Source organism: Arthrobacter sp. LAR12-1-1.1 (assembly GCF_040676555.1).
GTDB lineage: Bacteria > Actinomycetota > Actinomycetes > Actinomycetales > Micrococcaceae > Arthrobacter.
In genome coordinates, this window is the sequence record NZ_JBEGIG010000007.1 from 34,841 (window position 1) to 57,327 (window position 22,487).

Annotated in this window: 19 protein-coding genes; 5 read left to right on the forward strand and 14 right to left on the reverse strand. The window is 62.9% G+C overall.

The features are described 5' to 3' along the window. Positions 1–21: 21 nt before the first annotated feature. From MRBLAR12_RS06705 to MRBLAR12_RS06735, 7 genes are all read right to left on the reverse strand, one after another. Complete coding sequence (locus MRBLAR12_RS06705; protein ID WP_229995258.1) at positions 22–1,236, reverse strand: iron-containing alcohol dehydrogenase; 1,215 nt, start codon at positions 1,234–1,236, stop codon at positions 22–24. Between the two features lie 232 nt (positions 1,237–1,468). Next, positions 1,469–2,125: a GntR family transcriptional regulator gene (locus MRBLAR12_RS06710; RefSeq protein ID WP_229995257.1), complete on the reverse strand. Its 657-nt coding sequence runs from the start codon at positions 2,123–2,125 to the stop codon at positions 1,469–1,471. 171 nt (positions 2,126–2,296) lie between these two features. Beyond that, positions 2,297–3,811: an NAD-dependent succinate-semialdehyde dehydrogenase gene (locus MRBLAR12_RS06715; protein WP_364744579.1), complete on the reverse strand. Its 1,515-nt coding sequence runs from the start codon at positions 3,809–3,811 to the stop codon at positions 2,297–2,299. Between the two features lie 108 nt (positions 3,812–3,919). Continuing rightward, entirely contained in the window at positions 3,920–5,626 is a 1,707-nt protein-coding gene (locus MRBLAR12_RS06720) for a thiamine pyrophosphate-dependent enzyme (RefSeq protein ID WP_364744581.1), read from the reverse strand. A gap of 95 nt (positions 5,627–5,721) precedes the next feature. After that, positions 5,722–6,399: a GntR family transcriptional regulator gene (locus MRBLAR12_RS06725; protein WP_229995254.1), complete on the reverse strand. Its 678-nt coding sequence runs from the start codon at positions 6,397–6,399 to the stop codon at positions 5,722–5,724. Between the two features lie 158 nt (positions 6,400–6,557). Continuing rightward, positions 6,558–7,364: an alpha/beta fold hydrolase gene (locus MRBLAR12_RS06730; RefSeq protein WP_229995253.1), complete on the reverse strand. Its 807-nt coding sequence runs from the start codon at positions 7,362–7,364 to the stop codon at positions 6,558–6,560. Positions 7,365–7,457: 93 nt separating this feature from the next. Continuing rightward, positions 7,458–8,852, reverse strand: a complete 1,395-nt coding sequence (locus tag MRBLAR12_RS06735; protein ID WP_229995252.1) for an MFS transporter — start codon at positions 8,850–8,852, stop codon at positions 7,458–7,460. Positions 8,853–9,780: 928 nt separating this feature from the next. On the opposite strand from MRBLAR12_RS06735, the gene MRBLAR12_RS06740 reads away from it, so the two are divergent. The 4 genes from MRBLAR12_RS06740 (at position 9,781) to hemB (ending at position 12,965) form a co-directional block, all read left to right on the forward strand. Beyond that, positions 9,781–10,989: an alpha/beta fold hydrolase gene (locus tag MRBLAR12_RS06740; RefSeq protein ID WP_364744586.1), complete on the forward strand. Its 1,209-nt coding sequence runs from the start codon at positions 9,781–9,783 to the stop codon at positions 10,987–10,989. 168 nt (positions 10,990–11,157) lie between these two features. After that, positions 11,158–11,400 carry a hypothetical protein gene (locus MRBLAR12_RS06745; protein WP_364744589.1) on the forward strand — a complete coding sequence of 81 codons (243 nt, stop codon included), beginning with the start codon at positions 11,158–11,160 and terminating at the stop codon, positions 11,398–11,400. Positions 11,401–11,721: 321 nt separating this feature from the next. Continuing rightward, positions 11,722–11,850 (forward strand): alpha/beta fold hydrolase, encoded by a 129-nt coding sequence (locus tag MRBLAR12_RS06750; protein WP_290369415.1) that lies wholly within the window; start codon positions 11,722–11,724, stop codon positions 11,848–11,850. 134 nt (positions 11,851–11,984) lie between these two features. Next, entirely contained in the window at positions 11,985–12,965 is a 981-nt protein-coding gene (hemB, locus tag MRBLAR12_RS06755; RefSeq protein ID WP_229996105.1) for a porphobilinogen synthase, read from the forward strand. 546 nt (positions 12,966–13,511) lie between these two features. Here hemB and MRBLAR12_RS06760 read toward each other — a convergent pair. Further along, positions 13,512–14,303 (reverse strand): isocitrate lyase/PEP mutase family protein, encoded by a 792-nt coding sequence (locus MRBLAR12_RS06760; protein WP_229996104.1) that lies wholly within the window; start codon positions 14,301–14,303, stop codon positions 13,512–13,514. Between the two features lie 1,198 nt (positions 14,304–15,501). On the opposite strand from MRBLAR12_RS06760, the gene MRBLAR12_RS06765 reads away from it, so the two are divergent. Continuing rightward, positions 15,502–15,759: a hypothetical protein gene (locus MRBLAR12_RS06765; protein ID WP_229995374.1), complete on the forward strand. Its 258-nt coding sequence runs from the start codon at positions 15,502–15,504 to the stop codon at positions 15,757–15,759. A 573-nt stretch (positions 15,760–16,332) separates the two neighbouring features. On the opposite strand, the gene MRBLAR12_RS06775 is transcribed toward MRBLAR12_RS06765, so the two are convergent. The 6 genes from MRBLAR12_RS06775 to MRBLAR12_RS06800 form a co-directional block, all read right to left on the reverse strand. Beyond that, positions 16,333–16,620: a histone-like nucleoid-structuring protein Lsr2 gene (locus MRBLAR12_RS06775; RefSeq protein ID WP_414645474.1), complete on the reverse strand. Its 288-nt coding sequence runs from the start codon at positions 16,618–16,620 to the stop codon at positions 16,333–16,335. A gap of 5 nt (positions 16,621–16,625) precedes the next feature. Further along, positions 16,626–16,862, reverse strand: a complete 237-nt coding sequence (locus MRBLAR12_RS06780; RefSeq protein WP_229995372.1) for a hypothetical protein — start codon at positions 16,860–16,862, stop codon at positions 16,626–16,628. A gap of 137 nt (positions 16,863–16,999) precedes the next feature. Next, positions 17,000–17,494, reverse strand: a complete 495-nt coding sequence (locus MRBLAR12_RS06785) for a DUF1801 domain-containing protein (RefSeq protein WP_229995371.1) — start codon at positions 17,492–17,494, stop codon at positions 17,000–17,002. A 618-nt stretch (positions 17,495–18,112) separates the two neighbouring features. Then, positions 18,113–19,666 carry a PucR family transcriptional regulator gene (locus MRBLAR12_RS06790; protein ID WP_364744596.1) on the reverse strand — a complete coding sequence of 518 codons (1,554 nt, stop codon included), beginning with the start codon at positions 19,664–19,666 and terminating at the stop codon, positions 18,113–18,115. A gap of 129 nt (positions 19,667–19,795) precedes the next feature. Next, positions 19,796–20,938 carry a DUF917 domain-containing protein gene (locus tag MRBLAR12_RS06795; RefSeq protein ID WP_229995369.1) on the reverse strand — a complete coding sequence of 381 codons (1,143 nt, stop codon included), beginning with the start codon at positions 20,936–20,938 and terminating at the stop codon, positions 19,796–19,798. A gap of 1 nt (position 20,939) precedes the next feature. After that, positions 20,940–22,487, reverse strand: coding sequence for a hydantoinase/oxoprolinase family protein (locus MRBLAR12_RS06800; protein ID WP_356815821.1), 1,548 nt, complete (start codon positions 22,485–22,487; stop codon positions 20,940–20,942).

Here is a 22,487-nt window from a genome sequence, read left to right on the forward strand (position 1 = left end):
TGTTGTAGTGTGTGGCCGTGGTCATCGGTTCACCGTGGCTGCTTGGGCCGTAGCTTCGAAGGCGGCGGCCAGGTCGCCTGTGCGCATTGCGGATACGAGGCGCTCCAGGGATTCTTCTTCCAGTGGTTCGGGGTTGGTCGGCCTGGGGTATTCCCGGACGCAGCGCTGGGCTATGGATGCTTCGGCGTGCTCCGGGATGTTCGCTTCGTCCAGAGTGGTCGGCAGTCCCAGCCGCCTGGACAGATCAAGGATTTCCTGGGCGGCGGTGTGCAGGTCTTCGCTCGTTCCTCCGGTGATGGCGCGCGCCAGCGCTGACGCCAGCATGGGATCAAGGTTCTGGTTGTAGGCGATGCAGTAGGGCAGCGCGAGGGCGCAGGAAGTGCCGTGCGGCATGGGGTTTTCATAGGACAGGCAGTACGCCAGCGAATGGCCCATCACTACGCCTGCGTTCAGGGCCTGGCCGGCCAGGTGCGAACCCCAGAGGCAGCGCGCGAGGGCGTCCTGGTCCCCCTCGGCGGCCTTGTCCAGGCTAGGCATCAGCATCTCTATGGCGCCGATTGCATGGTGGGCGGACAGGGGCGACGCGCTGGTGGCCATGAGCGATTCAATGGCATGTGCCAGTGCATCCATTCCCGTGGACGCCACGACACCCCGGGGCAGGGAGGCAACCAGGTCGGGGTCAATGATGGCCGCCTGTGGAACGTATCGCGTACAGGAGGAGACGCGCTTTGCACCATCAACGGTGACCATGGCAATGCGTGTGGCCTCCGCGCCGGTCCCGCAGGTTGTCGGGATCAGCACCAGCGGCGCTACGCCGTGCGGCGGATCCACAACCCCCAGCCAGTCAGCTGAAGTGCCGTCGTTGAGCATCAACAAAGAGATGATCTTTGAAGAGTCCAGAACGGAACCTCCGCCGATTCCGATGATGGCACCAGCCCTGGCCGCACGCGCCTCTTCGGCGGCCGCGTCGACAATCTCCGCCGTGGGCTCGCTTCCGAAGCCTGTCCGAAGCACTACGCGGAAGCCCCCGTCCTCAAGGGCAAGGAGCAGATTTTCCGCCAGTCCGAAATTTACAACAGCGTCGTCGGCTGCAACGAGGACCGTTCCTCCCGCAAGGCCGAACTGGTCGCGGAGCACCTTTACGATCTGCTTGGTGGAGCCGCGTCCTCCGAGAACGGCGGCTGGTGCCAAGAACTCTGTCGGCAGAGCAAGATCGGGAACCCATCGTTTTGACATCGTCGTCACACTTTCCTGATTGGATACAATTTCCAAAATAAAGTTAACCGACACAACCGCTCGGCGTCAAGGAGTGCTGGGGCGGGACTCGCGGGAAACGCGTTGGTATCCCATGGAAATAGGGGGGTTTATGGGCGGCCGATCCGACAACTACCTAGCGCCGATCCTTGGCGCCCCCGCCGCCGGAACGCTCGCGCCTAGGTTCGACAAGTCTTTTTTGGATACAATCAGCCTAATTGAAGATCTCTGGCCGCGAGGCGAGATTGAGCCGGGTGCGGCGGATGTGCCCGCGGACCAAGCCGGCTGCTGCATCGTGGTCCCTCCTGGCGATGCTGTCGACAATGAGCCGGTGCTCCGCATCCGTGGCCCACTGCTGCTCCAAGTCCAGACCCTGTGCAAAGGCCCGCCGGTAGTGCTGCGTCGTGTTCCAGAACCGCTGCACCAGATCGTGCAGGAGGCCGAACTCGGCGCCGGCGTAGGTCAGCAGATGGAATTCGCGGTCGACGCGCAGAAACGTCTCGACGTCGGTGGCTGCCGCGATCTCCTCTGCCAGCTCACGCAGTCTTTGGATTTGGCTTTCGGTTAGGTTGTCGATGCTTTCCCTGACGGCCAGGGATTCAACCTGCTCGCGGAGCTTGTAGGTCTGGTCGAACTCGAAGGCATCCAATTTGGCTACCCATGCCCCGGCATTCGGAACAATCGTGACCAGACCCTCAGCCTCAAGAAGCTTCAACCCTTCTCTGACAGGGATGCGGCTTGCGTCAAAACGTTCGGCGAGTTCCTCCTGCCCGATTCGTTCCCCTGGCCGCAGTTTCCCTTCGAGGACGTCCTGGCGGAGTTCCTGTGCTATCCGCCTGCCGGTTGCCCCGGCAGTCTTCTCGTCCTTCATACGCCCTCTTCCACATTTGAATCTGTAGCTTGTCAACCCAGTATGGACGTTGGGATGTCGCAGTGCGGGGAGGATCGTCAGGTCTTGTGTGGCCACGGCCCCACGTTGCGAGGAGTTGTGGGGCCCTGGCTGCTTTGGGGCGAAGTCCGGTGCTGTAGCGCGCCGAACGTTTCACGGGCTGTGGAGGGCGCTAGCCACCTTCCGCTGGCTGGCGTAGGGGTCGGCGATGCCGATGTACTGGGTGTAGAGGTATTCCTCGATGCCTTCCAGGCCGCCTTCGCGGCCCAGGCCGGACTGCTTGACGCCGCCGAACGGGGCGGCGGCGTTGGACACGACGCCGGCGTTCAGGCCCAGCATGCCGGTCTCGAGGCGTTCGCCCATCCGGATGCCCCGGTTCAGGTCCCGGGTGAAGACGTACGCGACGAGGCCGTATTCGGTGTTGTTCGCGAGCCGGATGGCCTCGTCCTCGGTGTCGAAGGTGATGATCGGGGCGACGGGGCCAAAGATTTCCTCGGACAGGATCCGGGTGCCCTCGGTCACGCCGGTGAGGATGGTGGGCTGGTAGAAGTAGCCCGGGCCCTCCACGGCCGCGCCGCCGGTCACCGCGACCGCGCCGGCGGCGACGGCGTCGGTGACGAGCTCGTGGACCTTGTCCCGGCTCTTCGCATCGATCAGCGGGCCGACCTTGGATTCGGCCTCGGTGCCCCGGGCCGTGGTCATCTCCTTCATCTTCGCGGCGAACTTCGCCGCGAACTCGTCCGCGACGGACTCGTGCACGATGAACCGGTTCGCCGCGGTGCAGGCCTCGCCCATGTTCCGCAGCTTCGCCAGCATCGCCCCGGCGACGGCGGCGTCGACGTCGGCGTCCCCGAACACCACGAACGGGGCGTTCCCGCCCAGCTCCATCGAGGTCCGCAGCACCGTTTCGGAGGCGTCGGCCAGCAGCCGGCGGCCAACCTCGGTGGAGCCGGTGAAGGAGAGCTTGCGCAGGCGCTGGTCCTTGACCAGCGGGCCGGTCGTGGCCCCGGCGGTGGAGGTCGGGATGACGTTCAGGACACCGGCGGGCAGCCCGGCCTCCACCATCACGGCCGCGAACAGCTGGGAGGTCAGCGGGGTCAGGTTCGCGGACTTGAGCACCATCGTGCAGCCGGCCGCGACGGCCGGGGCGATCTTCCGGGTGGCCATCGCCAGCGGGAAGTTCCACGGCGTGATCAAAAGACAGGCACCCACCGGCTTCTTGGTCACCAGCAGCCGGGACTTCCCGTCCGGGGAGACCGAGTAGCGGCCGAACGCACGGACGGCCTCCTCGGAGAACCAGCGCAGGAACTCGGCGCCGTAGGTGACCTCTCCGCGGGCCTCGGCCAAAGGCTTGCCCATCTCCAGGGTCATCAGCAACGCGAAGTCCTCGGCACGGGCCGTGACCAGCTCGAAGGCGCGGCGCAGGATCTCCCCGCGCTCCCGGGCCGGGACCTTCGCCCAGGACTCCTGCGCCGCGGCAGCCGCGTCCAGGGCCGCCATGCCGTCCTCAGGACCGGCATCGGCGATGCTCAACAGCACCTTGCCCGTCGCCGGGTCCTCGACTTCGAACGTCTTCCCGGACGCGGCCGGACGCCACTCACCGTTGATCAGCAGGCCCGTCGGGACCGAGTCCAGTAGTTCGAGTTCTTTAATGGCGGGAACAGACATTCTTTTCTTCCATTCAATGAGGCGTTAAGTATTCAGCGGCAGTGCGGGGGGACACCGGCCGTCGGGGTCAGGCAGCGGCTGCCGTCGCGCCGTGTTTGCATAGAGGCCTTAGTAGGCTTTGACCCGTTGCTCGACGACCAAGTGGATGAGCGCGAACACGCGGTCCTCATGGATGGCCGCCAGTGCCGCCTCAACGGCGCTGGGGATGTCCCGGTCGTGTTCGACTTTGATGCCGAAGCCGCCGAAAGCTTGGGCCATGAGCGCGAATTCCGGGTTTTTGAGCTGGGTGCCTGAAACCCTCTGAGGGTAGTGGCGTTCCTGATGGGTGCGGATGGTGCCGTATTCCTGGTTGTCCATCACGATCACCAGGGGAGTGGCGCCGTACTGAGCGGCGGTTGCGAGTTCCTGGCCGTTCATGAGGAATTCGCCGTCGCCGGCGATGGTGACGATACGCCTGCCGGGGTAGGCCAGGGAGGCGGCGATGGCGGAGGGGACGGAGTAGCCCATGGAACCGTTGCGGGCGCTGATCATGGACGCGTAGCGCTGGGTGGGGAAATACCGGTGCGCCCAGTTCGTGTGCTCGCCGGCACCGAGGGTGACCATCGCATCAGCGGGCAGCGTCGGAACGAGGTTGGCCATTAGCGTGTCCATCCGGGCCTGGCCGTCGACCGGCGAGGCCGGAGGGAGGGCGGCGAAAGATTCCTGCTCGGTACGCATCCGCGAGGTCCAGGCCTTCCACTCGCTCTTGACCGGTAGGTCGATTTTGACGAGATCCCGGATGAACACGTCGGGTTTGGCGACGATCTGATATGACACCGGGCCGGAGCGGCCGCGGAGGGAGGGGTCGATGGTGACCAGGAAGTTCTTCTTGTTCCAGTCCTGCCTGCAGAGGAACCCGTCGGTGATGACATCACCGGGGACCGTGCCAACAAAGACAAGCAGGTCGGTCTCCTCCAGCAGGTCGTAGGTGGGCCGCGGGCGCCCATAGCCGATCGGTCCGACATACGACGGGGAGTGGAACGGGACGGTGCCCTCAGTGCGCCACTCGGCTGCCGCAGGAATATGGTGCTTCTCCAACCATCGAGTCAGCAGGTCCGCGCCTTCCTGCGTCCAGTCGTTCCCGCCGGTTACAAACAGCGGTTTAGTGGATGCTGCCAAGGCGGTGGCGAGGGCACCGGAATCCGCGGTGGTCATTCCTCCGGTTGCAACGGGGATGGGCGGGTGCAGTGTTGAGTCAATGTCCTGGCGAATGACGTCCTCGGGAAGGCCGACGACCACGGGGCCGGGCCGGCCGCTCATTGCCGCAAAAAAAGCTTCGGCCACAATTTCGGAGGCGCGCTCCGCGTGATCCAGAACCATCACCCGCTTGGCCCCGGTGTCGAACCAGGCTTTGATGTCGAATTCCTGGAATGCCTCGCGGTCCCGGTGAGCGAAGGGGATGAGACCGACGAATAGCACCATCGGCGTGGAGTCCTGCCAAGCGGTATGCAGGCCGACATGGGCGTTGGCTGCCCCTGGGCCTCTCGTCACCATTGCGACGCCGGGAAGCTGGTTCATCTTCCCGTCGGCTTCGGCCATGTAGGCGGCCCCGCCCTCGTGGCGGCACACAATGGTTTCAATAGTGGAGTCGTGCAGCCCGTCCAGGACGTCGAGGAAGCTTTCCCCGGGGACTACGTGGGCGCGCTGGACACCGTGGGCCACAAGTGAGTCAACGATGACATGCCCTGCCGACTTGATCGCGGCCGCTGCTGCAGGCCGTGGGCTGGATTGGGGCGCACCGGGCCGTGTTGGAGGAATGGTGGCCGGTAACTTCATTGTTTCTTCCTTCTGTATTGGACTGCTGGTTCGCCGAGGGCAACCGTGACGGGATGTTGTCCGGATGAGTGAACAACGCCTTCCCCGGGGTTTGGTCAGTTTGCGGGCGCTGAGCTTTTTTGAAAGATGTCTGGCCGCGCTGCCAGCGTCAGACGTGTTCTCCGGATGTGGGCGCGGATGAGATTTCCCGCCGTTTCGTGGTCTTTTCTGACAATGCTGTCCACGATGAGGTGGTGTTCTGCATCTGTCGCCCACTGCTGCTCGAGCTGGAGTTCCTGCGCGAAAACGCGGCGATAATGCACTGTGGAATTCCAGCACCGATGGACGATGTCGTGCAGGAGGGGAAAAGAGGCTCCCGCATATGTCGACAGGTGGAATTCCTGATCGAGGCGCATGAATGTCTCGGCATCGGACGCTTCGGTGATTTTGTCGGCGAGCCTTTGGAGCCGGTCAGTTTGCGATGGTGTCAGCCTGTCAATACTTTCGCGGAGCACCAGACTTTCAACCTGTTCACGCAGCTTGTAAATCTGGTCGAACTCGAAGGCGTCCAGACTGGAAACCCACGCGCCGCTGTTGGGGACAATGGTAACCAGCCCTTCGGCTTCGAGGATCTTAAGACCCTCCCTGACCGGGATCCTGCTGGCGTCGAAGCGTTCGGCCAGCACCTCCTGCCCGATTCGCTCCCCTGGGGTGAGGAGGCCTTGGAGAATGTCGGCGCGTAGCTGTTCGGCTATGTTCCGGCCTGTCCTCCCGGCCATGCGGGTGGTTTCCACAGGTTCCCCTTTTCCGTTGGGATGATGTCTGGATTGTTAGCGGCGGAGAGTCGCCATGGTTCACCGGCAGCCATGTGGCGTGACGTTCGTTGGCTCCCACTGGGTTCGGCGCCAGAAGAAGGACCGAACCCAGCCAGAGCCAAGAGGAAATGAGCTATCTAGGAGTGGAAGAAGCCCAAAAGCCGCGGGTAGACAACTTCAGGAATTTCGAGGGTTGGGCTGTGCCCGACGCCGTCGAAGATGACTAGTTCGCTGTTGGGAAGTCCGTCAGCCACTTCTTGAGCCCAGGCCGGCGGTCGCGCACTATCCTCGGTCCCTGAAAATATCAGAACCGGGAAGTCGATCTTCGGAAGAAGGTCCAATGCACTCTCCCTGGTCATCACGCCCATCATCGCCGGGCGGAGGCGCCGGGGCACCGCATTGATTCGGTCCCGCCAAAGCGACACCATGTCTGCGCGCTCCGGGTCTGCAAGGCAGGTCGCCCCGAACATGATTTCCATCGTCTCTTCCAACACATCGCCCACAAACCCGTGGACACTGGCGCGCTCGGTCCAGTCGACGTATTCCTTATGCGTTTCACCGCGGGCAGAGGAGCCGGCCATCACCATCTTGTGGAACAGCTCGGGTCTGCGCGCGGCCACTCGCACGCCAACATCACCGCCCATTGACTGGACGAGGAGATTGATATCTTTCAGAACCATTGAGTCGATCAGGGCCAGAATGTCCTCGGCGTTCTCATCCATAGTGATGACGTCCACATCCTGAAGGTCGCTTCTTCCTTGACCTCGGAACTCGGGACGAATGACGCGGAATTTCCCTGCGGCAGCCTCGACCAGACCGTCGAACATGCGGGAATCGAGGAACAGCGAGTGCAGGCAGAGGATGACGGGCAAATCCGCTTCGCCGGTGTCATCAACGAAGAGGTGCGTGTCGCGCACCTTCACAACTTCTTGGGTCCTGGGCATGTCTATACAACTCCTATGTTGTTTCGAGTGAGACGGGAGGATGAGCTTGGCGCAGCGAGGGCGAATCTGCCGCCAACTACGGAAGGTGGGCGATTAGGCGAAAGTGTCTACCGGGGCCTGGCCGCAGCTTTGGGGGGAGACGAGGGCGCGGTCTCTGGACTTGAATTTGCCGACGGTCTCACGTGTGAAAAGGACCAGAAGCAAGGCGGCGAGGATACAGGCTCCGCCCATGATGTAAAGGCTCCAGTTGTAGCCGGCGGCGGCCGTGTATCCGCCGCCCGCTGAGATCAGGAAGCCCAAGGCAAGTGGAGAAGCTCCTCCAAGGTACATGGTCGTCAGCAGAACAGAGTTGGCAGTACCCAGGCCACCCCTCTCAGCGGCATCCGCGACGAAGCTGTAGAGCACCGGAAAGATCCCGTTGGTGGCCATTCCGAGGAACAGTTGGAGCCCGACAAGCCAGATGAGGCCTTGGGACGAGAGCTGCAGCATGAAGATGCCGATCCCGAGCCACACGAACGTTATGATCGAGGTGAACTTGCGCCCCAGAGTGTCCGAGACATGTCCCCACAGAATCTGTCCCACACCCCCGGTGATCGTGAACACTGCGGCATAAGCAGCCGCCTCAGCGAAGCTGTAGTTGCCGACGAACGCAATGTACTGCGGCAGCCAGAAGCTGATGCCGGTGTAGACGGCGATGCCGAGAAGGGCCGCAATCGAAGGGACAACGATGTTTGGATTGCGCAGCGCACGTCCCAAGGCGCCCGGTGCCGCGGGCTCGTGCGGTTCGTCGCCATCGCGCAGGGGAGCGGTGTAACCGGCCGCTATAGTTTGTTCCTCGAACCGGGTGTATCGCTTCTTCGTGGCAAACAGCCAGTAGCTGATCCAGATCGGGACCATAGAGAGCGGAACTATCAAGAACGTATCGCGCCAGTTCTCGGTGCCTGCCAAAGTGAGGATGCCACCTACGAGGAGTGAGGTGATGAGCGTTCCCCACGGGTATGCGGTGTGCTGCAGCCCAAGGAACAGGCCGCGCTTTTCGACGGGGGCAGATTCTGCCATGGTGGAGACTTCGATGGCCTCTCCCGCTCCTCCGAAGGCATTCTTGACGCTCTGCAAGGTGACGAAGGACCAGATCGAAGACGTCAACGCGGCGATTCCGCCCAAGATCGTAAAGATAAAGTATCCGACCGCCATGACGGCATTTCGGTACTTGCGGGCCCACCCATGTCCGCCTTTGTCGAACCAGGGGCCGAGCGGGAGTGCCAACAGGGACGCGGACACGGTCACGATCGCCGACACGATACCCGTCATTTCAGGCGTGAGCTGATACTCCGTGACTATTGAGGGAAGAACGAAGAATAGAAGCTGGCGGGTGCTGGCGTTGAGTGCATAGATGAGCCAGAGAAATACGAGTGCGTACAGCGAGTAGCTGGGAATTCCTCCATACGTCCGCTGCTGAGCAACGCGAGGTGGCGAAGAACTAGACATCGGTCGGCCTCTTTCAAGAAATCAAGCTGGTGTTAGGGGAGTACGAAACCGTCAGGTGAAACTGAGGCCCGTTTTGGGGCGGGAAACCCGCGCACATTAATAGCGGTGCGCGGCCTTCTTTGGCCGCGCACGATGCGAGTCCTACTCTCTGCCGAGCCGGGGTGCCCAATCGCCGTCTCCTCGATGAGAGGGATAGTCGCAGCCCTAAGCAATGATGTAGTGTTCCGCACCACAACCCTAGGCGTTTGGATACGATCAAGGCAATAGTTGTCGCTAAAGTGGTAAAAAATGCGTTCTTTGGGGTTGCATGTATCCAACTTTCGGAAAAGTAGGGTTTGCTGTAGGCGGCTGGGGGGTGCACGTTCACCGCGGCGGGCTGGTGGACCGGGGGCGCCACGGGGGCCAGGGCGTGGACGTGAGTCCTCCACGGCGTGCCCGGCAGTGGGGGGCATCCTCGCATCTGGCCGTGAGTAGAGTGCGCAGCCATTGCGATTACTCCAGAGAGGAGACCCCCATTTCTGGAGTCCCATTCGGGTGCAGCCATCGCGATCCGCGGGTCAAGCCTCGCCACCGGAAGGTATTGCGGATGCCGCGACTCCACGCCGGCACCAAGGCTTCGTTGGCCACTGGATCGAGGCGGGGGTTATGTAGGTCCGCCGACTAAGGGCTTAAGCAGCGATTGGATACATTCAGCAGGCGATATCCGGTCAAATGGCGAACCAGTCCCCAAGACTTGCGTGAATCGTATCCAAAGTCTAAAATTTGTGATGTGAACCACTCAGCTTAGGCCTGAGGGCCATTGAGGACACTTCGATACCCCAGCGACGAGGTTCGGAGACCTGGGGCCTCAACACAAAGCAGGACTGACACTCGGGACGGGCCGATGGTGGCCCTAACGGGCCAGTCCTATCCGAATCAAGGAGAAATGATGACTGAAACACTTTCTGGAAAATGGTGGGAGCTGCTGGGCGAGGAGTTGAACGCCGACGTGCGCTGGTCCGAAGCCGCCAAGTGGTTCGAGGCTCGGATCCAATTTCATTACGAGGAGGGCTCTGCCTCGTTGGACATTCGCGGGGGCAAGGTTGCCGGCGTTACAGACGGGTCCTCGGCCAGGGGTGCCGACATTATCATCAGCGCTCCACGTGCCGAATGGGGACGAGTAGTCAGTGGAGAAACGGACTGGTACCGCGGGACATCGCCCGGGCTGGGCGAGATTACTCTCGGTGGTGACGCCGTCCTCGCGATGAGGAACATCAAGGTCATGTGGCTGCTGCTGGAGGCCATGAAGCGAGTGGGCAAGGAAGCAAGCCCCCGCCCGGAACCGTCCCCGGCCCCACGGCCGTCCGGCAAGGAAATTATCGGACGATACATCGATGTCAACGGCATCCGCACCTACTATGAGGAGGCTGGCGAAGGTCCCGCCCTCATCTGCTTCCATGCCGCAAGCCAGGACAGCCTGATGTACCGCCATGTGCTGGAGGGCCTCTCGGACGAATACCGCGTCATTGCAGTGGACGCACCCGGCCACTGCAAAACCCTCGTTCCTGAAGACGGCCCGTTCGAAAGCCTGACCCGCCACGCGGAATTCAACGAGGCGCTGATCGACGCCTTGGGCCTGGAGAAGCCGGCTATCGTCGGCTGTTCCATGGCCGGAAATATGGTTCTGGAACTGGGCGCCCGCCGGCCTGACGCCTACTCCGCGATCATCTCGTCCGAGGGCGCCGACTACACTCCGACAGTGTCCGAGTTCTTCCTGGACATGCTCAAGGTCGACGGGCAGCAGATCCTCGAATGCTGGTCCCAGTCCCTCACCGGCGACCGGACCCCCGAAGACCGGGCAGAGGAAGTCGTGTGGCAGATCCAGCGCAACACCGCCAAAGTCGCCGCTGCAGACCTCACAGGTTACGCGGGATTCGATGTCCGGGACCAGATGCACAAGGTCACGGCTCCGGTCCTCTTGCTGGCGGGGGACGCTGACTGGCTGGTCTATCCCGATCAAGTCAACTCGACACAATCGCACATCGAAGGCAGCGAAATCGCGGTACTCGCCGGCACCGGGCACTACCCGATGATCGAGAATCCCTACGAGTACAACGAAGCCGTTCGCTCCTTCCTGCACAGGAACGACTACAAATAGGCACATGCGCCGGGCCTGCGGGCGAGGTGAGACTCGCCCGCAGGCCCACGTTTCTGCATTCGCCGGAAGCCGCAAAAGCCGTCCCGGCTGCGCTTGGGAGCGGCCTCACTCATGCCCGTGAAAACGGCCGCTTGACTCGGCAGTCCATCTGCCTGGAAAGGACGCCGGATGAATGAATTCATCGAGAACTGGGCCGACCTCGAATCCAGTAATACGGTGCGCCTGTACCGGAAGGGTGAACTGATAGCCGCCGGAAGCGTCGACGGCGTGATGCCGGATGGTTCTGCCCTTTGGCTGGTCCAGGGCACGTTCTTCGGGCGGGCACTCTTCCTGAAGTCCGACGGCATCAACGCCGTTCGCGTGACTCCATCGGACTCGCCGATCACAGGAATCACTTTTGAGAGGCCATAACGTGACAGCTTCACGCATTGCCGTAAACGGTACGACTCTGCACGTCGAAGATACCGGCGAGTCCAGCCTGCCGACGATCCTGTGCCTCCGCTCGCTCTTCCTCGATGGTCGGGGAAAACGACACAGTCAGATCCCCACAAGCTGACATGCTTGACCTGTGGCGTAAGCGGATTGCCTCGCTCCCCAAGAGCCTGTTGCCGGCCATGAAAGGCGTGATTGAAAGGCGCAACTCGCTGCCCCTTCTCCCGGAATTAGGCATCCCTGTGCTCATCGTCTCGGGCGAGGAAGATCAGCACCGGCCCCCCGGTGTGGTGCGACGAAATGGCCGACGGGCTCCCCAATGCCAAACTCGTGCGGCTCGACCGGATCGGCCACAGCAACATCCTGGAGGCTCCGGAGATTGTCATCCCACAAATTATCGGGTTCGTCGAAGCAATCGGACAGTCATAGCCGCCACCGTCGGCCTTCACCGCCTTGCCCCAAGCTGTCCTCACCGCGCCCCACAGCAGTGGGGACAGCTTGTCTATGCCCGGTGTTTTCCGCGATTCACGGGGACGACCCCCACCACGAGAAAAAGGACAGACATGACCTTTCCCCAGACACGACCCCGTCGCCTCCGCACCACAGTGGCCATCAGACGTCTCGTAACGGAGCATCGGCTGGCCACCTCGGATCTCATCCTTCCGGTCTTCATCCGCGAAGCCCTCACCGAGCCGGCACCGATCGGATCCATGCCCGGCGTCGTGCAACACACCGCAGACTCCCTGAAGCGGGCTGCCGCGCAGGCTGCCGAACAGGAACTGGGCGGCATTATGCTCTTCGGAATCCCCGCTCACCGCGACCATGCCGGCTCCGCCGCCCTGGACCCTGAAGGTGTCCTGAACGCAGCCATACGCGACGTCCGGGCAGAAGTGGGCGACGACCTTGTCGTGATGAGCGACCTGTGTCTGGACGAGTTCACCGATCACGGGCACTGCGGCGTCCTCGACGCCAACGGATACGTGGACAATGACAAGACCCTGGAAATCTATGGCCAGATGGCCATCGCCCAGGCCGACGCCGGCGCCCACATCGTGGCGCCGTCAGGGATGATGGACGGCGGCACCGGAGCCATCCGCCGGGCGCTGGAGAGCGCGGGCCACACGAACACTGCGGTGATGGCGTACGCAGCGAAGTACGCGTCAGCGTTTTATGGTCCCTTCAGGGAGGCTGTCGATTCCCGGCTTACGGGGGACAGGAGAACCTACCAGATGGACGCGGGGAACCGCCGTGAAGCGCTGACCGAGGTCAAACTCGACGTCGAAGAAGGCGCCGACATCGTGATCGTCAAACCCGCGATGAGTTATCTGGACATCCTGGCCGACGTAGCCCAGACCAGCCCCGTGCCGGTCGCGGCTTATCAGATCTCGGGTGAGTACGCGATGATCGAAGCTGCGGCCGCGAACGGCTGGATCGACCGCCGCGGAGCGGTCCTGGAGTCGCTGCTTGGAACTAAGCGTGCTGGGGCGGACATGGTGCTTACCTACTGGGCATCAGAGGTCGCGACCTGGCTGAAGGCAGCGTGATGGGCGGCGACGGGACAATCCGGCCCGAATACCGGTCCACGGCAGATGGGGCTGTGGCACGGCCTCAGGGGCCTAGCCGCCTGAGTGCAGCGCCCGCCGGAGGGGCGGCGGCTGCCTATTCCTTTCTGAGTCACGCCGGATCCCCACGGTGCGGGCTCTGTGGCCATCCCGCACCAGCACCGGCTGAGACCGCTTGTGCTGTGCTCGGATTCGCGTCGGCAGCGTGCCCGCTACATGGCAGCGCAGGTGCTCCGGGGAGGACGCGGCGACCTGTAAGTGCACAGGGGCGCAGCACGTCTGCTGATGTGCGGGCCCGCACCGTGAACCAGGTCATCTTCCGGGTCTTTGTCCTTCACATCGGGCTCGCGCGCGAACCCGCAGGCACCATTCGCCCTCCCGGGTCAGCGTATGGTGGCTGGCCACGAACGGGTAATTGCGGCGCAGGATTTCATCTGTTGCTGCCACGATCCCGGACCTGACCGTGGGGTTACTGAGCTCCGTGGCATCTGCGGTCGTAGGGAGTAGACGGGGTGGCACTGACGGCGGTTAGTCCGTGTGGGGCTGGCTGAATGACACGAGACGCGATTGCATTTCCCAGTACGGAGTGGCGGCCGGCACTGGTTTGCCGTCACGTAGGGCGTTGGCCACGTTCACCGCCGCGTCAATTGCTGCGCGGTACGGCAGGGAGCCGGAACTCACCCGCCGGACCCCCAGCTCACCCAGCTCGGCAACGGTCAGGGAGGGATGTGCCAGCACGTTGACCGGCAGCCCCATGCCAGCGGTGACGATCCGGATGTCCTCCGGATCCACAAGTCCGGGGACAAAGATGCCGTCCGCTCCGGCGTCGGCGTAGGCACAGGCACGGAGCAGGACGGCATCGACAGTGGGTTGTTCGCCGAACCATATGTTGTCCACGCGGGCGTTGATGAACATAGTAGGGCTGCGTCGGTTGACGGCGGCAACTTTGTCGGCAAAGGCTGCTGGATCGACCAGGTGCCCGGCGGTGCTGTCCTCCAGGTTGACCCCGGCCACGCCCAGGGCAGCCAGTTGGGCCACAAGTTCCGCAACCTCGGCGGGGTCATCGGAGTAGCCGTCCTCGATGTCAGCCGTGACGTGGACAGGCAGGCGGCACAGCTGCGCCGCCAGTGCGGCGGTGACCGCCTTGCTGGACCGGCCTCCGTCGGGCAGGCCGGCACTTGCCGCAATTCCAAAGCTGGTGGTGCCGACGGCCGGGAATCCTGCTGTCGCAAATGCCAAGGCGGATCCGAGGTCCCACGCATTGGGCAGCAGGAGTGGCACCACAGTGTGGTGGAGTTCCCGGAAAGTGGCCGTTTTCATTCCCATCCCCTGCCAGCCGAAGTAGGTGAATCCCCGTTCAGTCTATAAACGCGGCGGGGCGGTGCAACGAATCATCCTTCCCGGACCTATTCGTAATTGAGGCGGAACGGGTCGCGTTCCTGCGGGATGGGAACGTCCTCATCGACGAAGGCGTCGAAACCGGTCGTGGCAGCTGTCGAGGGCTAGGGAGAATCCGTCGCCGGCACCTGATCCGCAGAGGCGTGGCCGGATTCCTGACTTTGGCTTGTGGAAGAGCGAACAGGCCTCATCCGGTCTCGTCCAGATTGTGGCAACGCCAAGATTTCGGTGCGGCCTGCTTCACGATATTTGAGGCGGGACAGCCATCGTCTCGTGGACGGCTTCGGCGCCTACACCAGCCGGTTGGTTCATGGAAGTCGCGAACTTTAGTTCAGCATTGTTGGCTGGCCGTTTCGCTGGTTCCTACTCAGCGCTTTGGGTTGCCTGGAATGTGGCAAAAAGAAAGTGTGTACAAAGTACACACTTTGGGCTTCGGACTGCGTCGTATGTGGGTCGGATCGGGCCGGATTCCGCATGTTTCCGGGGGGAGGCCAGTATTGGCGGGGGAGGGAATGCAGTTCGAGTCCCACCTCGGGCACAGCATTCCCCTTCGTCAGAGGGGGTTTTTGCTTTAACATGTGTACATTCACCCGGGTTGGGTCCCTCTGACGCTTGTTGCGGCTGGTGCCTGGCCGCCGCGGTGGCCTGTTAGGTTGTGTGGGTGGCGGGTTCAGGGTCCTGGCTGGTGGGCCCTCCGCCTGCTCGGATGTGGAGTCATTCGGGTCTCCTTTCTCGCTTATTCGAGTGGGCGTGGTTGGCCTTGTACCTGTTCATGCGTTGGGGTTGTGGTGATGACATGACCTGCGGGAAACTTCTTCCAGGTTTTTGGCCGCTCTTGGCTGTTTCCTGGGGCGTGGGGGAGCCGTTGGTGGCTGTTTGTCCGGCCAAACGGGGTGTGTACAGTGTCCACACCGGTGTCCAGGTGATGCCGTGGCTCATCGGCGACGTCCCTTCGTGCCTATTTCTGCGGACACGAGTTCATGCAGCCACGGGGTCTGGGTGATATGACTTTCCGCCTGGTTCTTACGTCTATTTCTTGCGCGTCTTGGCCGGGCGGCAACCACCACGATCGGAATCAGTCAGGGCACCAGCGGACTGTCGCCAGGGTTACCTTAGATCCATGGGGCACCTGAGAGGTCCTTTATATCTGGACATCGTGGCGAAGGGCCTGTGTCTGGCGGGTGTTGCGCTGATGATCTTCGGTCGGGACGGCTGGTTCACCGTCGGTGTTTTCGTCGTGGTTATCGGCGTGCTGATCGGGGCATGGGCCATGGTTGCCGTCCGTCGGGTGCGGCCACCTGGAGGGCCCTCCCGCCCGGCACCTTTCGGCGCATGGAACCGGAGGGACGCGACTGCGGAAAAGGACGACGATTCCTGAACCCGCGAGGATTCGACCGACCCGGAGCTCAGCCTGATGAGTTTCCGGAGACCTCGCGTCGCGACTCTTCGCCGCCACGCAGGGCCTTGAGTCCGGCGGCCAGGCGGGCCGGTCGTCCTTCTTGCCCGAGGCCCTATCCCCATCCGCGGGCTTCACGCCAGCGGGGACGCACTGGCTGACGCCGGCTCCGCGTTGCGGGAAGCCGCCGGGATGTGTGACAGTGGGCCCTGGTTGGTGTATGCCAGCATGAGGGATCATTCTGGCCAAGGCCCGCGGCGCCTACCGCGGACGCACGAATTCGCTCTCGCCCGACCAAGCGGGCGAGCTTCGGAACCGGGCCGGCACGGGGGCACATAAGACCGGCGTTACCCGGGAATTCGGCATCAGACGCGAAACCATCTACCAGTGGACTGCGCAGACGAAGTAGCCGGACCCGGATCAAACAAATCGGGGCCAGAACCCGGGCAAGTTCTGACCCTGTTGTATTTTGAGCGGCGCTCAGATGGATTTATGCGCTTGATCCAGCCGATATCAGCCGGTTGAACTCCGAATCCATCTGGTTTGGTACTGCCTCTAATGCGCGGCTTCGTACTTTTCCATGATGTCAGCCTGGATACGGCCGCGGGTGTTGACCTGCAGGCCTTGGTCGGCCGCCCACAGCCGGACGTCGCGGGCATTGGAGGAACCGGGACGGGCCCGCCGGGCACGCCCGCCGGTCTTCCGGGCTGCTTTGGCAAAACGGCTGAATACTTCACGCAGTTCGCTTGCATGAGCATCATTGAGATCGATTGCATATTCGACGCCGTCAAGAGCAAACGAAATTGTCTCACTTGCCTTGGATCCGTCGAAGTCATCCTCCAAAAGGGTTACGACTCTTTGTGCCATAAGAAAAGCATAGGCCTTTGTACTGTCGTCGCGTGGCCGATATTTTGCGCACGAAGCTCAGGCGGCAAGCCCCGTAGTTCAGAGTTTCCAATGACGACTTCGGGGGAGCCGACCACATGGAAACGGACATGCCTTTCAAGCACCGCGACCATGCGGACAATCACGTCACCGGAAGCGGTCAGCTCCTGGTCCCGCAGCACCAGGAGCATTTTCTTCAATGTCCCCACTCGACGTATGATCCGTTATCGGCCTTCGATATTGGGTGGGGGAAGTGGCTGCGAAAGGGCTGTGCCTGGCATCGCCTCACGTGTCATGCGTTCCCGGCGACCGTTTGCCTCTGCAGCAAGCCTCGGGTTCAACGCTTCTTGCCCCCAACACCCGGCACGGACGCGACTTGTTTCATCCACGCCGCGATCTGATGTTCGTCGATGTCCTCTATGGATTCGAGCTCCACACCCCGCGTCGACTTGCCCATCCCCACCGGCGTCACTGGTGGTACGGGATCGAGCGCCACACCATTGATGAACATGAGCTTGACGTGGCCGGCAAAGCCGCCGCAGCTGAAGCACCACCCGTCGCCGACGCCGTAGTACGACATGCCCCACTTCACGGAGCGCTGGAGGTTGGGTAGTGTTTTTGCCGCCAGCGCGTCGACCGTTTCGGCGATGACCCGCTGCGGCTGTGGCAGGCTGGCGATATATGCGAAGACCGGCTTGTCGCCGACCGCCGCTTTCGCTGGGCTTGCCCTGCCGGTCATGGCTTCCGGCAGCGTGATGGCTGCGTCGGCATGTGCCGCTGTACGCGTGGCCGGCTTTTCGGCTTCCCCCTTACCGAGCTCCCTGCTGGTCATGGAGAGTATTATCCCTCACGCATCGCGAGAAGGAGCTAGAGCGCATCTCCTAATGCAGCAGCCCAGATGGCGACCGGCGTACCGGCACCTACAAGAGTTGCAAACCGCTGTTTCGGCGGAGCGCTACGCTACTGGCCGCGAAGTGCTGCGGGGGCAGAAAATGGGCGGTCCTGTCGTCAGGCGGGAAGTCTGTCACTACCGCAGTCTGTGAGTCCGCCGTGCAGCACCGGTAGCGGATATTACGTCAACCTGCGCTTCGCGTACGGGTTGATCGGGCCCCACCAGCGCCCCGGCCGGCGGTGGTTTGGGGGAGGTTGGCGTTGAGTTCGGTGTGTTCCCAGCGGTGGAGCACAGAGCCGAGTTCGTTCCAATTCCGGGCCCTGTCGTGGACGGCGGGGCACGCCGCTGGTGTGCTGTGCCTGTGGCGCTCCAGGGCCGTGACTCCGGACACCGTAGCGAGCTGGCCAATGCTCCATTGACGTCCGGTCGCCGTTTCTCCGGTCATGCGTCCTTGGGTGGGGTCCACCAGCCGGCTTACCATCATCGGGCGAATGGAGGTCGTCTACTTAGCCACGAATCCGCCCTTGCCCTATGAGCCTCTGCGAAGGTGTCATTGTCCTATTCGTATTTGTCCATCAGCAGACTCCGGCACGCCAGTTGCAGCGCCAGCCGTGCCTCCGGATCCTCTAAATTGATGGCGATGAGCGACTGGATCCGCCTGATGCGGTCGCTGACAGTGTTGCGGTGGACGTTGAGGATCGCCGCCGTCTCAGTCAGCGACGATTCGCAGTCCAGGAAAGTGGTGAGGGTCTGCAGGAGTTCAGGGCCAGCTTTGAGGAGTGGGGCCAGGAGTTCTCGGGCGGCAGGCCGGAACGTATCCGTGCGGGTCCAGATCAGCAGCAACTGGGCCATATCCAAGCGGTCCACGTGGACGAAGTAGCCGGAGTTTTCCCTTGCCCCAGCGATGCGGGCGGCGTCGTTGGCTTCCTCGAGAGAGCTGACGATCCCTTCCGGCTGCGCTTGCATGCGGCCCACGCCGAATTGGGTGGAGATGGTTGCGGCGAGCACCCGCTGGGCCCTGCGCAGCGCACTGCTTGCGCGGCTGACCTCGGCCGGGTCCGGCTTGGACGGGAAGGAGATCCACCCTGCCCAGCCGTCAGACTGCTCAACCGTGGTAGCCTCGATCTTTTCGCGCATCAGAGCGCGGTCCAGATCCGGTTTCCGGGCCACCAAATCCACGGGTTGGCGGATGATCACACGGAAGGCCATGTGATAGCCGTCCAAGGTCCAGCCCAGCTCCAACGCCCTGGCCCTGAACGAAGGACTGACGTCGCCAGCGTTATCGATCAGCTGTCCCAACAAGGCAATCCGGTGCCGGGCATCGCGTTCCCTCTCCAACCGCTGCCGGGAAAGCAGCTCTGAAACCGCGATGGCCGCCACTTCCAGGGCCGCGCGGATTGCTGCCTGTTCCTTGTCCCATGTCGGAGCGAGGACCACCCTGAGCCGCGGGCTGTTCTCCTGTTCACTATGGACTGGTGCCAGGATTTCCGTCAACGCAGCCAGCTCGACCTCCGGCTGTGGTGCGGGCTCATGGCCCGGCGGCTCAGCGGAAATCAGCTCTCCGGAAGGATCCACCAGCGTGACCTGGTGTCCGATCGCGACACCCAGACGGGACAGCAGGTGGGTGAGGGATCCGTACGGGATTCGGCATTCGGATGCTACACGGGAGATCAGCAGACCCTGAAGGTGGGCGGCGCCGGACAGCAATTCTTGGGCGGCCGTGCCGAATTGCCAGGTGTTGTGGACTGCCAGCACGACGAGCCCCAAGCGTTCGGCGAGCCGTTTAACGTTGGGCGGCATCGCGCCGTCGTCGTTCGGCAGTTTTACTGCAAGGGCCACGACGCCGGCATAAGACGCCAGCGCCAACAGCGCCTCAACGTCCCACGACACGCCGGACGGAAGGGGTTCCAAGGGGAGCAGAACGCAGTCCCGAAGGTTCAGCGAATCGCCCTCGAGGTTCCGCTGTTCGCGGACTTGGCGATTGACCTCGGCGAGAGAGCCGGTCAAGGCCACCAGCGAAGATACCGTCCTGTCACCGGACTCCACGACGCTCTCGATCACTCCCGCCGGGACGTGATTCGTGACGGACAACAGCGGGATCGGGGGAATCATTCTGCTACTCCGGTTCTCCTCGATGCCCGCCTCTACGCGAGGAAGGTCTGGCTACTGTCCCATGATGCCACCGCCGCGCCGCCCACATTTCGTCGGAGGCGCGGCGGATGGGCAGATGGTCGATGGCGGTCAGACGCGGTAGCGCTCGATGGACTCGGTGTGCTCTTCCGGCGTCCCGTCCCATCGGTGCGAAGGGACGCCGTAGCCGAAGTACCCGGGACCGGCCAGTTCCAGGCCTTCAGTGGTGTGCCATCGGGGGTCGCTGGGCCCAGTCAGGACGCAGACGCGCTGCCCGTACCGCAGGTTCTCCGTGGTGATTGGCTCGGCGGACTCCGCGTCCACCACGATGATGAGGTCCGGAGTGGTGGTGACTACGGTGCCGTCCTTGGTGGCGAGGAGGTGTTCGTTCTGAAAGTGCAGCGACAGTATCGAGCCTGCGTCGGCGCCCATGCCTTCGATCGTGGCCTGTCCCTTGGCGAAACCGCCCGTTGTCTGACGCTGGAGGTCGGTTACCTTTCCGAGGTGGACAATGCGGCCACGGAGCGTTTCCGCCAACACGTCACAGGGGTTGAGGTTGTTGTGCTGCGCGTTCGCAACTGCGTCTCCAATGGTGATGGCGAAGGACATCGAACCGGCCACGAAGCTCTCGCGGGCCTGCGCGCCGGTCATGGCGTACGTGCTGTTGAAGGCATTGCATCCCATTTCGATGGAAGCCTGCCGGGCAAAGCGTTCGCCCCAGAACGAGTCGATGGCTTCGATGACCAGCGAGTTGCCCTTCTCGTCGGCCAAGGCCATGGGCGACGCCTGAATTCCGTACAACGGCGCCATGCCCATCTGGATTTCCGGGAATGCCCGTCCGATCAGGTCGCCATCGATCAGCGGAATCCCCAGCTGCGCGGCCGCGACGATGGGCAGCATGGAGTTTGAACCGCCGATCTCCAGGCACGCCGTGTGGGTTGCCACCCTGTTCAGTGTTGCCGCGAGCTTCTTGATGGTCAGGGACAGGTTCTCCACGGTATCCAGCTTCTCGACGGATACCGTGGGCGCACCGATCGCCGCGATCGGAACAATGAACGCGTCGTCGGCCAAGTCTTCGACGGAGACGAGTTCAACCGGCCCGTACTCCTCGATCGCTTTGCGGGCCAAGAGCCCGCCAACGTAGGGATCGCCGCCGCCGCCCGTGCCGAGGATGGCGGCGCCGCGGGCCAGCGAGTCAATGTCGTCTACCGTGATGCGCGTCAGCTTTCGGACGTGTGTCACTTCCAGGGTCATTTCACTTTCCTAACGTGAGGTTGCCGGCTGCCTTGATCCGAACGCGCATGGCGTTTCCGGGAAGGTAGGGGATCGGGATGGCTTCCTGCTCAACGATCGACACCGTGTCCGGGCTGGCGCCGGCAGCAACGGCACGGTCCACGGCTTCCTGCCGCGCGGATTCCATGGCGCGCTTTTGATCACTGTCCGCGATGTAGGACACCCGGTCCACCTCACCGCTGATCTGGGCGATGGCGGCGCCGTACGCGTTGGCGACGTCGAAGTTCCCGGGCCTGTGAATTGTGCCCAGACCCTGCAGTTTGTCTGCCAGCAGGATGGATCCACCGCCGACGGCGACAACCGGCAAGGGTGCCGACGACGTGCGGATCCGGTCGGCAATGTCCGCAATGGTCCCGTCGATCTGTTCCAAGGCTGACCGGACCACAGCGTCACTGATGTGGCTCACCAAAGATGCGTCTCCGACGTCGGCCCGTCCACTGCGGACCGCGATGTCAGTCGCCGTCAGGGCGGACCCGCCGAAGACGAGCGACTCGTCGGTCAAGCGGTAGCCCACCGAGTCCGGGCCCACAGTTCCTTGATCGGTCCGGACCCGGGACCCGCCGCCGAGACCTGCCGAGAGTACATCCGGCATCCGGAAGTTGGTCCGGAGTCCTGCGAGCCTGACGTGGGTGCTGGACTCTCGGGGGAAGCCGTTGACCAGGACACCAACGTCCGTGGTGGTGCCGCCGATGTCCACGATCAGGCAGTCGGAGAATCCGGAGAGGGCTGCTGCGCCGCGCATGGAGTTGGTGGGACCTGAAGCGAACGTGGCCACCGGGTAACGGCGTGTGTATTCGATGTCCATGAGCGTGCCGTCGTTCTGGCTGACGTACAACGGCGCGGTGATGCCCTGCTCGAGGACAGCCTTGGCGAGTCCGTCAACAATACGGTTCGCCATTTCAGCGAGGGAGGCGTTGACGATGGTCGCATTCTCCCGCTCCAGGAGGCCCACCCTGCCGATTTCGTGGGACAAGGAGACAGGGAACTCCGGGCCAAGCTCCTCTCGAAGGATGGAGAGTGTGCGCTGCTCAAATTCGTCGTTGACGGGCGAGAAAACGCTGGACACTGCCACAGAGCGGATGCCGTGGGCGGCGATGTCTGCTGCGTGGCGCCGGATTTCGTCGGCGTCGAAGGGGCTGATGGCGCGTCCGTCGAACTCGTGTCCACCGTGGGCCATGTAAGCGCGGCCTTTGACGGCGGCGGTGAGGGCATCGGGCCAGTCCGTGAAGGGCGGCAGGGACGCCGTGGCGGGAAGCCCCAGCCGGATCGCCGCTGTTGGGCAGAGGTCACGTGCCTCAATGAGGGCGTTGATGAAATGAGTGGTTCCGATCATCACGCCGCGGACGTGGTCCGGGCGGAAGCCGTTCAGGTCCTTCAGCGCGGTGAGCACCTGGGTGATGCCGCTGGTGACGTCCTTGGTGGTGGGGACTTTGGTGGACGCGAGCACCTGCCCGCCGTCCAGCAGCACAGCGTCCGTGTTGGTGCCGCCGACGTCAATGCCGATTCTCAG

Excerpts from the sequence above, each read along its gene's own strand:
- MRBLAR12_RS06785 (WP_229995371.1), bottom strand. The coding sequence starts at position 17,494 with ATGACCAGCAGGGAGCTCGGTAAGGGGGAAGCCGAAAAGCCGGCCACG.
- MRBLAR12_RS06730 (WP_229995253.1), bottom strand. The coding sequence starts at position 7,364 with ATGCCCAGGACCCAAGAAGTTGTGAAGGTGCGCGACACGCACCTCTTC.
- MRBLAR12_RS06735 (WP_229995252.1), bottom strand. The coding sequence starts at position 8,852 with ATGTCTAGTTCTTCGCCACCTCGCGTTGCTCAGCAGCGGACGTATGGA.
- MRBLAR12_RS06740 (WP_364744586.1), top strand. The coding sequence starts at position 9,781 with ATGACTGAAACACTTTCTGGAAAATGGTGGGAGCTGCTGGGCGAGGAG.
- MRBLAR12_RS06765 (WP_229995374.1), top strand. The coding sequence starts at position 15,502 with ATGGGGCACCTGAGAGGTCCTTTATATCTGGACATCGTGGCGAAGGGC.
- MRBLAR12_RS06710 (WP_229995257.1), bottom strand. The coding sequence starts at position 2,125 with ATGAAGGACGAGAAGACTGCCGGGGCAACCGGCAGGCGGATAGCACAG.
- MRBLAR12_RS06745 (WP_364744589.1), top strand. The coding sequence starts at position 11,158 with ATGAATGAATTCATCGAGAACTGGGCCGACCTCGAATCCAGTAATACG.
- MRBLAR12_RS06750 (WP_290369415.1), top strand. The coding sequence starts at position 11,722 with ATGGCCGACGGGCTCCCCAATGCCAAACTCGTGCGGCTCGACCGGATC.
- hemB (WP_229996105.1), top strand. The coding sequence starts at position 11,985 with ATGACCTTTCCCCAGACACGACCCCGTCGCCTCCGCACCACAGTGGCC.
- MRBLAR12_RS06790 (WP_364744596.1), bottom strand. The coding sequence starts at position 19,666 with ATGATTCCCCCGATCCCGCTGTTGTCCGTCACGAATCACGTCCCGGCG.
- MRBLAR12_RS06760 (WP_229996104.1), bottom strand. The coding sequence starts at position 14,303 with ATGAAAACGGCCACTTTCCGGGAACTCCACCACACTGTGGTGCCACTC.
- MRBLAR12_RS06720 (WP_364744581.1), bottom strand. The coding sequence starts at position 5,626 with ATGAAGTTACCGGCCACCATTCCTCCAACACGGCCCGGTGCGCCCCAA.
- MRBLAR12_RS06715 (WP_364744579.1), bottom strand. The coding sequence starts at position 3,811 with ATGTCTGTTCCCGCCATTAAAGAACTCGAACTACTGGACTCGGTCCCG.
- MRBLAR12_RS06705 (WP_229995258.1), bottom strand. The coding sequence starts at position 1,236 with ATGTCAAAACGATGGGTTCCCGATCTTGCTCTGCCGACAGAGTTCTTG.
- MRBLAR12_RS06795 (WP_229995369.1), bottom strand. The coding sequence starts at position 20,938 with ATGACCCTGGAAGTGACACACGTCCGAAAGCTGACGCGCATCACGGTA.